This is a genomic window from Arcanobacterium urinimassiliense, assembly GCF_900119495.1.
Classification (GTDB): domain Bacteria; phylum Actinomycetota; class Actinomycetes; order Actinomycetales; family Actinomycetaceae; genus Arcanobacterium_A; species Arcanobacterium_A urinimassiliense.
On record NZ_LT632435.1, the window covers coordinates 397357 to 410775 of the forward strand.

The window sequence follows — 13419 nt, forward strand, 5'->3', positions numbered from 1 at the left end:
TATGGATATTACGAGTGCGGATGTGATAAAGCGAGAAGTTACATTGGCAGGGTTTGTCGCTGCTCGAGTGCAGAAAATACAGGGTAGTTATTTAGCTGGAAATTCTCGAAGTAAAGCAGAACTGGCGGCATTGAGGAAAAATGTGGGTAAAGAACTAGGGACTGATCCAGCAGTTTGGCAAATAGTTTTTTCAGAATTCCCTGATCGGTTAACTGGCCACACTGATTCGCCAAATAGGTGGGAATCTGCTGCTTATACGGCATTTACTTTATTTGCGATGCATATGCAATCGGCGAAAAAGTCTATGCATATACCTAGAGTTGGCTTGGGCACTGCAATTCAACAGCTTTTGCCGGTGCAAGATGCTGAAGAACAAAATTCACCAATATTACGGCGTTTTCATGCGTTGGGAACGGCAGAAAGTTTTTCTGAAATTACTTACCACATGCGTGGAATAATTCAGCTGTTGAGAAGGAAAGAAATAGGCCTCGACTACGGAAAATTAGCTTCTAATTTGGCAGATCTACAAGTGCCAGAGAAGCAAAATAAAGTGCGCTTGGAATGGGCACGTGAACTTTATAAAAGAACTAATTAATCGAAAATTAAAAATAAAGGTGTAAGGAGCGAATCATGACAAATATTTATATAGATATACACGCTATTCAAACAGTACCGCCCAGTAATATTAATAGAGATGATACCGGTAGTCCTAAAACGGCAATTTTTGGGGGAGTGCGCCGTGCTCGAGTATCTAGTCAGGCTTGGAAACGGGCTATTCGGCGTGATTTTTCTGAATACTTGGATGAAAAGGATTTAGGAGAACGTACACTTTTTGTTGCAGAGAGAATCGCGCAAAAATTGCAGGAAATTCGCCCAGATTTAGCTGATAAAGCTGTGGATTTAAGTATGCAAGCTTTGAAAATAGCCGGAATAGATACTAAAAAAGCAGCTGTAAAAACCGGGGGAGAAGATACGGTAGAGCGTGCGCAAACTAAGTATTTATTATTTTTAAGTAGACCGCAGATTCAGGCAGTGGCAGAGCTTATTGCAAATTCTTCAGAAGAAAAGCCTACTAAGAAAGAAATGAAAAAAGCTTTGTCGGAAGGAGTTTCTGTAGATGTAGCGTTATTTGGGAGAATGATTGCTGATGCAGCAGATTTAAATGTAGATGCTTGCTGCCAAGTAGCACACGCTTTGAGTGTACATGCAGTGGATACAGAATTTGATTACTTTACAGCAGTTGATGATAACGCTGAAAAAGAGAATTCTGGAGCTGGAATGATCGGTACGGTCGAGTACAATTCTTCAACTTTATATCGCTACGCTACATTAAATGCTCGAGAATTAATTGATGTGCTCGGCTCCAAGGATGCTGCTGGCAAAGCTATAGAAGCATTTTTACGTTCTTTTATTACGAGCATGCCTACCGGAAAACAAAATACTTTTGCAAATCGCACTTTACCGGATTTTGTCTTAGTAACGGTGCGAAAAGATCAACCAATAAATTTGGTAGGTGCATTCGCGGATGCAATTACCTCCCCGGCAGAGCGTTCACGTATAGCGGTAAGTAAATTATTAGAGCGAGAGCGAAATATTGATCAAACATACGGGATAGAACCAGTAGAGAAATTTGCGATCGCAGTAGGTGATTGCGGTGAATCGCTGGCACAGTATGTAGATATTAAACGTGTTTCTTTAGAAAATTTAATTTCACAAACGGTTTTAACTGTTAATGAACACTGCTAGGGGTGAAAATGTCTACGCTTTTATTGCGTTTAGCTGGTCCTCTGCAGTCTTGGGGAGAAAATAGTCGCTTTAATTATCGAAAAACTAGATCAGAACCGACTAAAAGTGGAGTATTAGGTATTTTAGCGGCAGCTTTAGGGCGACGCAGAACGGACCCTTTAGATGATTTACTTCAGCTTCAATTCGGGGTACGTTGTGATCAGCCAGGTGATATCATACGAGATTTCCAGACAGAAATTGATTGGAGAAATAATAAGTCGTTTCCGCTTACATATCGTGATTATTTAAGTGATGCGGTATTTGTTGCGGTTTTAGAGGGAGAGCAATCGTTTATATGTGATTTACAAGAGGCACTTTTACAGCCGGCATTCCCACTTTATTTAGGAAGGAGATCTTGCCCGCCCGAGCCCGGTTTAGTGCTGGGAATTTCTGAAAAAGATTTCGTCACCGTATTAAAGGAAGAAAAAATACATGCGAATGAGAAATATCTGGAGCGATTGCCAGAAGTGAAGCGTTTAGAAATAGTGCGTGATGCTTTACCAAATGAGCAGACGCAAGAAGCTATTCGTGATGTTCCTATTTCTTTTGACATGCGTTATAGACAATATGGGTGGCGAAATGTGGTACGCGAATATAGTTACCCTTTGCAGAACCAATATTCAAAGATAAAACCAGCGGCAAATCCACTCGATTTAGCGGAGGAGAAAAATGTATCTGACTCAGCTAGAGATTAATCCTCTACGTCGGCAGGCGCGGCGTTTATTAGCTAATCCGCAGGTTATGCATGCGGTTATTATGAGAATCTGTTCTCCAGAAAATGGTGAACGTGTTTTATGGAGAATAGACGATACTGATGCGGGGGTTTTTCTATATTTGGTAAGTCCACAGCCTCCAAAAATTGCTGATTTAAATGCAGAAATTGGCTGGCCAAGAAAAGAAGCAAAAACAGTAAGCTACGTGGGATTATTGGATTCATTGCGTGAAGGAGATTGTTATGCTTTTCGATTGACGGCCAATCCAGTACATACAGTAGCTATTTCTGGTAGGAAAAAAAGATATGGGCATGTGACGGTGCAACAACAGAAAGAATGGTTTTTACGAAAAGCGGAGATAGCCGGTTTTACAGTGCGTAAAATTTCTGCAGATGCGGATGAAGAAATTCCAGATTTCATTGTGCATGGTAGGAAGATTCAAACTTTTCAGCGGCAAGGAAAAGCAGTAACCATCAATACTGCTAGTTTTTCAGGAACTTTATGCGTTGTCGATCCGGTCTTATTAAGAAAAGCTTTAGTAGAAGGTATAGGTCCCGCTAAAGCTTATGGGTGTGGATTACTTACGCTAGCGAGGATTATTTGAGGGAAATTCCAGGAGCTCGCCCTAGTGAAGTACAAGAGTTGGCTCGTATTCAAGATCGTTTATCTTTTTTATACGTAGAGCATTGTTTAGTCGAAAGAGATGATAATGCTATTACTTTCACGGATGAAAGGGGAACTGTATATATTCCTTCTGCCGCTATAGGTGTACTTTTGCTCGGACCGGGGACCAATGTAACTCACCAGGCTATGGTAGTGATTGCAGATAGCGGTGCCACTGCAATTTGGGTGGGTGAACAGGGAGTGCGCATGTATGCGTCAGGCCGTTCAATGGCGCGTTCTGCTCATTTATCTATAAGGCAAGCAAAATTGGTGTCGAATAAGTGTAGCCGTCTAGAAGTGGCTAGGTTTATGTATCAAATGCGTTTTCCTGGAGAAGATGTTACTTCTTTAACTATGCAGCAACTTCGTGGGCGAGAAGGAGCGAGAGTTAGGGCAGCTTATCGAGCAGCTGCAAAAAAATATGGCGTTAAATGGGCAGGAAGAGATTATAATCCTGAAGATTTCCTTGCTAGTAATGAAATTAATCAGGCTTTATCGGCGGCAAATGTTTGTTTATATGGAGTAGTGCATGCCGTAATTTTAGCTCTTGGATGTGTGCCTGCTCTGGGATTTGTGCATACCGGGCATGATTTGAGCTTCGTCTACGATATAGCGGATTTATATAAAGTTCAGCTTAGCGTTCCAGTGGCCTTTCAAACTGTAGGAGAATTGCAAGGTACTTGGCATGTAAATCAATCTGATAATGAGGTATCAGTGGGTGATTGGGAAAATTTACCAGGTATTATTCGTAGACGGATGCGAGATAGAATTAAGGATTCAAAATTATTAATTCGCTGTGTGCATGATGTGAAAAATATACTTACTTTTTCAGATTCAGAGAAATCCGATATAGCTGAGAGTGAGGAAGCTGAAATTTTGTCCTTATGGGATGAAAGATTTGGCCGAGTAGAGGCGGGAAAGTTATATAGTGCGGAAATAATTAAGGACTAAATAATCATGATGGTTCTAGTTGTGAATAGATGTCCGCAAGGTCTAAGGGGTTTTATTACTAGGTGGTTATTAGAAATATCTCCAGGTGTTTACGTGGGAAAACCTAATTTTCGAGTTCGAGAAGCTCTCTGGAATAGAACTATAGAGATGATTGGTGATGGTCGGGCTTTAATGGTGGAGAATGCCCAAAATGAGCAGGGATTTTGTTTTCGTGTGCATAATTATGCTTGGAATCCTGTGGATTTAGATGGAATGCAGCTAATTATAAGGTCGGCCAAATCGGATGCGTTAAAGAGTTCGTTTCATATGAAAAGAGGATGGAGCCTGACTAGTAAAAGGAGATCAGCGCGTAAAAAGAAATAAATATATTTCTAGATTGGTACTAGAATATTGCCTAATAAAAAAGTGTGTTCCCCGCGTGAGCGGGGATGATCCTTAATACCCTTAGCGGTAACAAACTGCACTAACGTGTTCCCCGCGTGAGCGGGGATGATCCCTCTCGAATAAAATTCAGGGCTTCTTCCTCACCGTGTTCCCCGCGTGAGCGGGGATGATCCGTGCGTTGCCCTTCCGGATTCCGCAGCACCCGCGTGTTCCCCGCGTGAGCGGGGATGATCCTTTAGAAAATAATCTATAGAAAGCTAAAACAATGTGTTCCCCGCGTGAGCGGGGATGATCCTAATCTGTTCTTGAACGATATTAGCGATAATCGGTGTTCCCCGCGTGAGCGGGGATGATCCTGGGGCGTAATTAAAGGTTTTCCTCTCTATAGGGTGTTCCCCGCGTGAGCGGGGATGATCCCGTGTGCGCGCTACGTGCGCCACGCAATGACCCGTGTTCCCCGCGTGAGCGGGGATGATCCTATGTAAAAACTGATGTTATTCCAACTGTGCAAGTGTTCCCCGCGTGAGCGGGGATGATCCCCAGAGCGGCGCGGTCATCAGTAATCGTCATTAGTGTTCCCCGCGTGAGCGGGGATGATCCTAGCCGCGGAGAACGGCAATGGATACCTGAGCAGTGTTCCCCGCGTGAGCGGGGATGATCCTATAAGTTGTTTCATCTTCATACGTTATTTGTGGTGTTCCCCGCGTGAGCGGGGATGATCCTGAGGGTGCGCCGGACGCGCACAAGGCGAAAACGTGTTCCCCGCGTGAGCGGGGATGATCCTAACGCCGCCGAAAAAAACGAGCAAGGAGAATGGTGTTCCCCGCGTGAGCGGGGATGATCCTTACCACCTATATATAAGATACGTGAACGCACTGTGTTCCCCGCGTGAGCGGGGATGATCCTGGCTAGTCTGGAGCGTGAGCCGAAGCATTTAGGTGTTCCCCGCGTGAGCGGGGATGATCCTGGAAATAAGTTTCTAGCCTCGTATAATAATCCGTGTTCCCCGCGTGAGCGGGGATGATCCTACCTACGGCGGCTATTCGACTGTTTCTAAGCAGTGTTCCCCGCGTGAGCGGGGATGATCCCTTTCGTTTCAACGTTTCAATATCAGTAACCTGGTGTTCCCCGCGTGAGCGGGGATGATCCTAGAAAATGCTGAAGCGAAACTCCGCGGACTCGGTGTTCCCCGCGTGAGCGGGGATGATCCTGGGAAAGACCGCGGCAGCTGGGTTTACGTGATGTGTTCCCCGCGTGAGCGGGGATGATCCCCGAACACGGCGTTTTAGGTGAGAAAGAAAAAAGTGTTCCCCGCGTGAGCGGGGATGATCCGGCACATACCCGGTAGAAGTACTAGGCTGTAAGGTGTTCCCCGCGTGAGCGGGGATGATCCTAACGGGGTAGGCGCTGAAGATGCCGCCGAAGCGTGTTCCCCGCGTGAGCGGGGATGATCCTTGGTATCTTGCCTGCCGGGATTCCGGATCAGGAGTGTTCCCTGCGTGAGCGGGGATGATCCCGAGCTTATGCACGCTATCGGAATGATAGTGGTGTGTTCCCCGCGTGAGCGGGGATGATCCTAATACCATGAAGCCAAGGGGACGGTCACCATCGTGTTCCCCGCGTGAGCGGGGATGATTCCACCATTCTGCCCGCTTAACATCGACGGCTTCAGTGTTCCCCGCGTGAGTGGGGATGATCCTGTTTGCAAGACGGCGAAAACTATCGTTAATGAATGTTCCCCGCGTGAGCGAGGATGATTCTACTATAACTTTAAGCGATGCTAGAATTTTTCTGTATTTCCCGCGTGAGTGGATGATTTCCGAAGAAGCGTTCGTTACTTGGCTTTACTGCGAGTTTATCCTGGTGTGGGAAGCTAGCGAAGCTAGTGGGCTTTTAGCTCAAAAGGTAGAAAGCTTTAAGGCTGATATAGTGCACGATTCTCAGAAAATTCAAACAATAAAGGAGTAAAGCGAATGAATGGAGCTACCTTACGCGCCTACAGGCAAATTATTGGTATAGGGCAAGAAGATTTAGCAATCCGCCTAGGCTATAAAGACCGGAAAACGATACAACGCTGGGAAAACGAGTCTTGGCCTATACCACCCGAGTCTGCTGCACAAATCGAAAAACTTTATCTAGACCGGATAGACGAAATTGAGGATTATTTAGATCAGGTAGAATATTCTATTGAAGAAACAGATAGTGGAGAGTCGGAAGAGATAGTGCTATCTATTTATCGTTCTGCTTCTTCATATCGGCGTGGCATGGGAGAAGACGCAAAATTAATGTCCTGGAGTGAGCATAGCGCTAAAATGGCTGTGCTTTGCGCTAGACTCACTGCGCTCGGATACAAGGCACGGGTTGATTATGTAATTGAAGAAAACTAACAGTATGTGACTTAGTGTTCCCTGCGTGAGCGGGGATGATTTCAAACAAAGTGGGCATATTATTAGCTATTTTGGTGTTTCTTGTGTGAGTAGAGGATATTTTTACCCTGCGTTGTCTAAGAATTTATTAGGAATTACTTAGTAATTTTGGGCAATAACTTTTATACAATGAGGTATGTATGTACTTATCGCCCAGATGCAGTATTTAGATGGCGTTTAGATAATGCGGAACCTGTTGGGAATGTGCTTTGGACAATACTAGGAAAGAGTAATGATTAGTTTAGAAGAAGCAATCAAACTAGCTGAAGCGCGCTTTCACGAAATGTTTAAGAATAGGCAAGTAGAGTTTTCGCATATTCGTGAAGACGATAACTACTACGCTTTAGGTAATGATAAAAAATATCGGGTTATTGGGCAACCTGCTTTTCTAGTAGATAAGACTACCGGCGAAGTAATACCTTTTAACGGTAATCCTTTTCATGGCTATGGAAAGCTACTCTCTAAAATGCGGAAAATTAGATAAAAGAAACTTTCTCGGATCTTTTAACTACCACAAACGAGAATCTTTTAACTGCCACAAACAAATTGTGTTTCTTGATTATTTACCACTCCTAGCAGTACCCCTATAGTGCCCTTCAGAGCCATAAAGTCACTTAAAACTACCTAAATTTATTTAAAGAACTACCGTCACTTTTCGGCTTAAAATCAACGAAAACCCCGCTAAATCAATGATTCAGCGGGGCTACTGGCGGAGACGGAGGGATTTGAACCCTCGAGCCGCTTTTATGCAACTACTCCCTTAGCAGGGGAGCGCTTTCGACCACTCAGCCACGTCTCCTAACGCTATAAAATGATAGCGGACTTGCTACTATTTCAGCAATTCTGTATTTATTTATCACTTGCGGAGAGTGGGGGATTCGAACCCCCGATGCGCTTGCACGCATACCGGTTTTCAAGACCGGCTCATTCGGCCACTCTGACAACTCTCCCGATTGGCGCCTTAATATAAAATCGGCGCTTCTCGATTCTAAATGAAACTTTTGCCGCAGCGAAACCGGTCGCCCCGGCTCCGCAAAAAATCACTTCTTTTTTAAGCAGATGGGCCTTTTTCTACTGGCTCAATTAGTTCTTTTCCACCTAGATACGGGCGTAAGGCCACGGGCACGTATAGTGAGCCATCTGCCTGCTGATGATTTTCTAGCATAGCTACTAGCCAGCGCGTAGTGGCCAGAGTGCCGTTTAGAGTAGCAGCTACTGCCGTATTTCCTTCAGCGGTGCGATAGCGGATATTGAGCCGCCGCGCCTGGAAAGTAGTGCAGTTGGAGGTAGAAGTAATTTCCATATAGCGATTCTGGGTAGGTAGCCAGGCTTCGCAGTCATATTTCTTTGCGGCAGAATCACCTAAATCTCCGGCCGCCGTATTAATCACGCGGTAGGGAAGCTCTGCTTTCGCAATCATTTCTTCTTCCCAAGCTAGCAACCGCTCATGCTCAGCCGCTGCTTCTGCCGGCGCACAATATGAAAACATTTCCACCTTGTTGAACTGATGTACGCGAATAATTCCCCGGGTATCTTTCCCGTAAGAACCTGCTTCGCGCCGATAGCAGGTAGACCAGCCGGTATAGCGGCGGGGCCCGGCAGATAAATCAATAATTTCGTCTTTATGATATCCAGCTAATGCCACTTCGGAAGTGCCGGTCAGATAGAGATCATCTGCCGGTAAATAATAAATTTCATCGGCATGGGCACCCAAAAATCCAGTACCGCCCATAATATCCGGATTCACCAACGTAGGAGTGGTGAGCATCGTGAATCCATATTTTTCTGCCTGATCCACGGCCGCAGTGAGCAGAGCCAATTCCAGCCGCGCACCAATCCCCTTCAGATAGTAGAAACGAGAACCCGATACTTTCGTGCCCCGCTCCATATCTACAGCATCTATGCCCTCGGCAATATCTAAATGATCGCGCGGGGTAAATCCGGCAGCAGCAAAATCACGCGGAGTGCCCACATGCTTCAACACTTCGTAATCGTCTTCTCCGCCCTCAGGTACATTTTCCCCAATCAGATTGGGCAATTGCCGCATAGCTGTATTGAACTCGTCTGCGGCCGCATTTGCCGCATTCTCTAAGTCCTTTACTTCTTTCGACATTTCTTTCGCGCGCTGTAAAATTTGGGGGCGCTCCTCCGCGGAGGCTTTCCCGATAGTGCGCGAAAGATTTTTTTGCTCGGCACGCAGATTCTCGAATGCCTGTAAAGAAGATCGCCGTTTTTCATCGGCAGCGAGGATTTCGTCGATTAAACCTTCGTTTGCACGGCGGGCACGCTGCGAAGCCCGCGCATATTCCGGATTTTCTCTGATGGTACGGATATCAATCATACCTATAAGAATACGCGCGAAGCTGCGCAGCTGCTAATCCAAGCCTTTTCCGTGCGCTAAAGCTCTTTTAAAGCTCTTTTGCTTTGCGAATTTTTCGGCGAATGAAAATTCCGCCTCCGGCCGTTCCTACTGCTCCCAGCAGCATACCGCCAATTTTTATACCCGTCTTTTCCAGCATTTCTCTGTTATCCGCCGCAATGCGAGCATGCCAATCATCTTCCGCAGTCACTACCTTTCCACTATAGGGGCTTTCGCCTTGTGCTTTTGCGCGGTCGTGATGCTTATTTCCAGCTTCTAATCCGCGCAATTCTCCTTGGCAGATAATGCTTTCTCCTACATCCAGCGTGCGGCGTGGGCAGCTAATTTTTTCTACTTCTCCACTGCCCTCCAAGGTGCGATCAGTGACGGTGATATTTTGCAGATCAACATTCCCCGTATTGGTGAGCTGGAACGATAACGGTACCGGCGTTTTTGCTTTCGCTGCGGGAATCTCTAAAGCGGCGCTCGCGCTATCTCGATCCCCTTGTGCCAAACCGCTCTCGGTATCGTATTTTTCTACAGAAATCTCTAATTTTTCGGGAGTAGTAGTGCGCACGGTATTAGATTGCCGCGGCACACCGTTATAGATTTCTTGGAAAGTATTTTCATACTGTCCCGGGCGTATCCGCTCCATTTGCAGATACAAATCGAAGCCTTGCTCCAAATCGAGTCGGCTATTGACCAACTCTAAATAATCTGCCGTCGCATGTGCCTCAATTACTCCGTCTTTATCTTCTACCTCTAAGAAGCAGGCATAGCCAGATAAACTTTGGCATTCGGTGCCAATTTTCTGCTGAGCAATAATTTCGCCGCTCTGTGCTAGGCGCTTTTCGCCGGCATATAAATCGCGTGCCGCCACCATCACCCAAGTGCCGTTGAAGTGGTCAGCTTGCTCTGCATAGTCATCGTGTATATTCCAAGATTCGGCGGCATATCCGCGCTCCGCTGGCAAAATAGCAGAACTTAAACGGTAGTTAAACAGTTTTCCTATTTCTATTTCTCCATCGGCTAGGCTTTTTCCGCCAATTTCGATATTCACATCTTTTTGCGGATTAATTTCTTGCAGCGGATTAGCCACTACCGGAGTACTAATTTGCATATTCTCGATATTTTGTTGCGCGCTGTTCTTAATCGTATACCCCGATTTTGCTTTCTTTACCTGCGCAGGAATATATATAAAATACTCTTGCCCGAGTAGCTCTTGGTCAATTATGGAACTCGCCAAAGGATCAATAGGGCGCTGGGCATAGGTAGCTAAGTCGAGATTTGAATCTTCTGCGGCAATAGTTTCTCCGGCGTTATTCTTATGAGCCACGGTTTTGGCAAAAATATACGCCTTTCCGTCTTTTATCTGTATAGTAAATTTCTCCGTCACGGTTGCGCCCGTTGCTTTATTGACCACGCTTATTTGCTTTGCATCAAGCGTGAGATAATCTTCGTCAAAATCGTCAATCATTCCTAATTTATGTATGTCATAAGCAATCTCTGCGCGCGACGGCCGAGCATCGAGGCGGAGACGGTAGAGAATCGTATCTCCTTGTACCAGTACTTTCCCGTCTATATCGGCTAACTGGGTATTCAAATCTTCTTTATTCGGCTCTACCAGTGGGATATACACGCGCGGGATATCGGTGCTGCGCACCTGATTATTGATTTTAATAAAGGCTTGGTTGGCTACTTGACTTCCCGGAGTGACGTCGAGAGTAGTTTTTCCCGTGAAGCGCAGCAGCAGCGCCCCCGCTTTCTTTAAGTTAAGTAAATTATCTTTAATCCACGCTTCAGTAAAAGTTGCGGTGAATTCGCTGCGTTCATCGTTAAAAGTTAGTTCGTACGCAGAGCGGGGAATAGCTTTATTGGTGCGCGTATCGTAAAACTCAATAGATTCTTTTTCTAATTGAAAGTGTTTATCGTAGGTATCGCGCACTGCGAATTTCTCTAATGCGTAGGCACTCTCCCCTGCTTCTGCGGGCCACTGCAGATCCACATCCACTAAGTACTCCAATATTTGCCCCGGGAATACGGCTTGCCCGGCAATCGAAGATTGATCTCCTCCCTGCGATGCAGCAGCGAGCACATCTTTTTTATCTTTCCCGTTCCAGATAAATACGGGAGGATTATTAGTGGGAATTTTTTCGGAATTCCACATTTCCCAGCCGCCGTTATGCAAGGTAATCACTTGATTATTGGTGTCGGTATCCGGCCCGAGCGGGCGAAACTTTCCGGCGATATAGAGTTTCATCGGCACATCGGCTTCGTTGTGGGCAGTGCGTGCTAAAAAGGCTGGCAAAGCTTGTGCCGTAGTGATGTTTTGGGCGGTTTGAATAGAAAATTCTGCCGTCACATCTTCATTTCCATAGAAAACGCGGGCTTGCGAAGTATCGGTGAAATCCACAAAACGTGCTGCTTCTCGCCAATCATCTACTAGCGAATAAGAAGTGAGTGGCGAAGCTAAATTTTTCCGAATTTTTCCGTTTACCACCGCTCCTACGCTGTCTCCGTGCAGAAAGAGTTTTCTATCGGCGCCTTTAGCATTACTCCATTCTGGATCATAGCTCTGCAGAGCTCCATTTATATCCAGTACCCAAGCTTTATCGGGTTGCGGCGTCACTTTTTTCGTCTCTTTTATCTCGGTGCTTTGGCAAAGAGTCATCTCTTTATCCCAACAGGCACTGCCCTGATCGGGAATTGAATAATCGTGAGCAGAGGCGCCAGCTTGCTGCGGCACAATCAAGGTGTAATTTCCTACCTGCTGCGGATGAATAGTAGCTACTACCGATTTTGCTTCTTTCTTTATCTCTGCCGGCACGGCTTTCCCGTTCTGATCCACCACTTGGGGAGTGCCAATAGTGATTCCCTCGGCGAGAATTTCATCGCGCAAAATTAACGTAGTAGTATCTCCCATTCCCATGCCGGTGATTCGAGCTTGATAGCTCATATTGGCTGCTACTTGGAAATCGCTCGCTTTCCCATCTGCACTGCGTAGTTCCTTTTGTGGCGCTGGAGCTGGCAAATTCCACGTTTCATGCGCATTTCGATCAGCAGTATCTACCGCTTTTGCCATATGCCCTTGCTGAGGAATCTGTACATCAAACCAATAGCGGCCGGCCGGCCAAATTTCCCAACCGAAATCAGCAGGAGTAAATTCGGGAGATTCCTTAGTGGCCTTATTGGCGATAGTAAAGCCTTTCTGGGCTTGTTTTTGCGCAGTCCCTTGCGCAGGATAGGAATCCCAATTTAAGAGAATTTTTCCAGTGACTTCTTCGGAGATAGTGGTATCGGCATAGGCAGTAATTGCGTCAGATACGCTTTCTTTACCCCCTACTTGCACTGCTCCTGCTTGTGCCTTAGTGGAAATTTCCAGCTGATAATTACGAGGTGGTTCATTCTCGGCGAGAGCTACGCACACAATATCGGCGTTCGGCCGGATATGAGAGATAAATTCGTCGTGAATTTTTTGAATATATGGCTGATAAGCAGTATTTGCTCGGTATCCAACTAGTGAATTTATAGCACTCGGCCAGTAATACGCATAATTTTTCTGCCAAAATTCGCTCGTGGCACCAGCTGCGTACGGGTACTGCGGATCATCTACCATTGCCACTCCGAGCTGCACCACTCGCGCGTGCTGAGTGCCGGTACGCTGGCGGGCTTCCGCTAAAGCAGTATTACATACGCGAGTGGCTTTATTTCGAAAAATACTATTGTGGGCGCCCGGATTTTTACTGAGGAAATGATTTATCGAAGCGCCGTCCCAGCCCTGCTGGGGATTATCGGGATTGTCGTAGGTGTAGAGCCAAAAATGATTCGCGCTCTCGCCGCTGCTCCCTCCTACCGAACCGCCGCCTCCTACTTCTCCGCGCGCCCCTAGGGGAAGCAGAAACAGCCCGAGCAGCAAAAGCACTATTCCGCCGCTGGCGGTAATTTTATTCCGATTATTTCGGATGCCGTCTTGCATATTATTCTCCTCAGATATCCTAATTTGTGCTTTAGAACTGCTCTTTCGCACTTGCACGGCACGGCAGCACTTCTTGAAGCAGTGTTTTCTTCAGTTTGCGCAATATCGCCCTTTTTGTATCGGAAGAGATTTAATATGTGCATGCTTCTTCTGCAGAGGAGG

10 protein-coding genes, 2 tRNA genes and 1 CRISPR repeat array are annotated in these 13419 nt (G+C 46.1%); of the genes, 8 read left to right on the forward strand and 4 right to left on the reverse strand.

Going from position 1 to position 13419, the window contains the following annotated elements; translation table 11 throughout:
* Position 1: 1 nt before the first annotated feature.
* The 8 genes from casB to BQ7117_RS01855 all read left to right on the forward strand — a co-directional run bounded on the left by casB (position 2) and on the right by BQ7117_RS01855 (position 7406).
* Entirely contained in the window at positions 2–595 is a 594-nt protein-coding gene (casB, locus tag BQ7117_RS01820; RefSeq protein ID WP_073995939.1) for a type I-E CRISPR-associated protein Cse2/CasB, read from the forward strand.
* Positions 596–630: 35 nt separating this feature from the next.
* On the forward strand, positions 631–1746 hold the full coding sequence (cas7e, locus tag BQ7117_RS01825; RefSeq protein WP_073995940.1) for a type I-E CRISPR-associated protein Cas7/Cse4/CasC: 1116 nt from the start codon (positions 631–633) through the stop codon (positions 1744–1746).
* Positions 1747–1754: 8 nt separating this feature from the next.
* Positions 1755–2480, forward strand: coding sequence for a type I-E CRISPR-associated protein Cas5/CasD (gene cas5e / locus BQ7117_RS01830; protein ID WP_073995941.1), 726 nt, complete (start codon positions 1755–1757; stop codon positions 2478–2480).
* Positions 2455–3102 carry a type I-E CRISPR-associated protein Cas6/Cse3/CasE gene (cas6e, locus tag BQ7117_RS01835; protein ID WP_073995942.1) on the forward strand — a complete coding sequence of 216 codons (648 nt, stop codon included), beginning with the start codon at positions 2455–2457 and terminating at the stop codon, positions 3100–3102. The genes cas5e and cas6e overlap by 26 nt, the downstream gene beginning before the upstream one ends.
* 38 nt (positions 3103–3140) lie before the next feature.
* Complete coding sequence (cas1e, locus tag BQ7117_RS01840; protein WP_237563033.1) at positions 3141–4112, forward strand: type I-E CRISPR-associated endonuclease Cas1e; 972 nt, start codon at positions 3141–3143, stop codon at positions 4110–4112.
* Between the two features lie 9 nt (positions 4113–4121).
* The gene (cas2e, locus tag BQ7117_RS01845) at positions 4122–4475 is read left to right on the forward strand and encodes a type I-E CRISPR-associated endoribonuclease Cas2e (protein WP_237563079.1); all 354 of its coding nucleotides are present in this window, start codon (positions 4122–4124) and stop codon (positions 4473–4475) included.
* A 44-nt stretch (positions 4476–4519) separates the two neighbouring features.
* Positions 4520–6256: direct repeats of the CRISPR family, unit length 28 nt; unit sequence GTGTTCCCCGCGTGAGCGGGGATGATCC.
* Positions 6257–6469: 213 nt separating this feature from the next.
* Positions 6470–6883 carry a helix-turn-helix domain-containing protein gene (locus tag BQ7117_RS01850; protein ID WP_073995945.1) on the forward strand — a complete coding sequence of 138 codons (414 nt, stop codon included), beginning with the start codon at positions 6470–6472 and terminating at the stop codon, positions 6881–6883.
* A gap of 271 nt (positions 6884–7154) precedes the next feature.
* Entirely contained in the window at positions 7155–7406 is a 252-nt protein-coding gene (locus BQ7117_RS01855; protein ID WP_073995946.1) for a hypothetical protein, read from the forward strand.
* Positions 7407–7629: 223 nt separating this feature from the next.
* On the opposite strand, the gene BQ7117_RS01860 is transcribed toward BQ7117_RS01855, so the two are convergent.
* From BQ7117_RS01860 to BQ7117_RS01875, 4 genes are all read right to left on the reverse strand, one after another.
* Positions 7630–7721 (reverse strand) — tRNA-Ser (locus BQ7117_RS01860).
* A gap of 64 nt (positions 7722–7785) precedes the next feature.
* Positions 7786–7872 (reverse strand) — tRNA-Ser (locus BQ7117_RS01865).
* Positions 7873–7973: 101 nt separating this feature from the next.
* Positions 7974–9263: a serine--tRNA ligase gene (gene serS / locus BQ7117_RS01870; RefSeq protein WP_073995947.1), complete on the reverse strand. Its 1290-nt coding sequence runs from the start codon at positions 9261–9263 to the stop codon at positions 7974–7976.
* 67 nt (positions 9264–9330) lie between these two features.
* The gene (locus BQ7117_RS01875) at positions 9331–13257 is read right to left on the reverse strand and encodes an LPXTG cell wall anchor domain-containing protein (RefSeq protein ID WP_073995948.1); all 3927 of its coding nucleotides are present in this window, start codon (positions 13255–13257) and stop codon (positions 9331–9333) included.
* Positions 13258–13419: the final 162 nt, after the last annotated feature.

Coding starts and splice junctions, on each gene's coding strand:
- casB (WP_073995939.1), top strand. CDS start 2: ATGGATATTACGAGTGCGGATGTGATAAAGCGAGAAGTTACATTGGCA.
- cas7e (WP_073995940.1), top strand. CDS start 631: ATGACAAATATTTATATAGATATACACGCTATTCAAACAGTACCGCCC.
- cas5e (WP_073995941.1), top strand. CDS start 1,755: ATGTCTACGCTTTTATTGCGTTTAGCTGGTCCTCTGCAGTCTTGGGGA.
- cas6e (WP_073995942.1), top strand. CDS start 2,455: ATGTATCTGACTCAGCTAGAGATTAATCCTCTACGTCGGCAGGCGCGG.
- cas2e (WP_237563079.1), top strand. CDS start 4,122: ATGGTTCTAGTTGTGAATAGATGTCCGCAAGGTCTAAGGGGTTTTATT.
- BQ7117_RS01850 (WP_073995945.1), top strand. CDS start 6,470: ATGAATGGAGCTACCTTACGCGCCTACAGGCAAATTATTGGTATAGGG.
- BQ7117_RS01855 (WP_073995946.1), top strand. CDS start 7,155: ATGATTAGTTTAGAAGAAGCAATCAAACTAGCTGAAGCGCGCTTTCAC.
- serS (WP_073995947.1), bottom strand. CDS start 9,263: ATGATTGATATCCGTACCATCAGAGAAAATCCGGAATATGCGCGGGCT.
- BQ7117_RS01875 (WP_073995948.1), bottom strand. CDS start 13,257: ATGCAAGACGGCATCCGAAATAATCGGAATAAAATTACCGCCAGCGGC.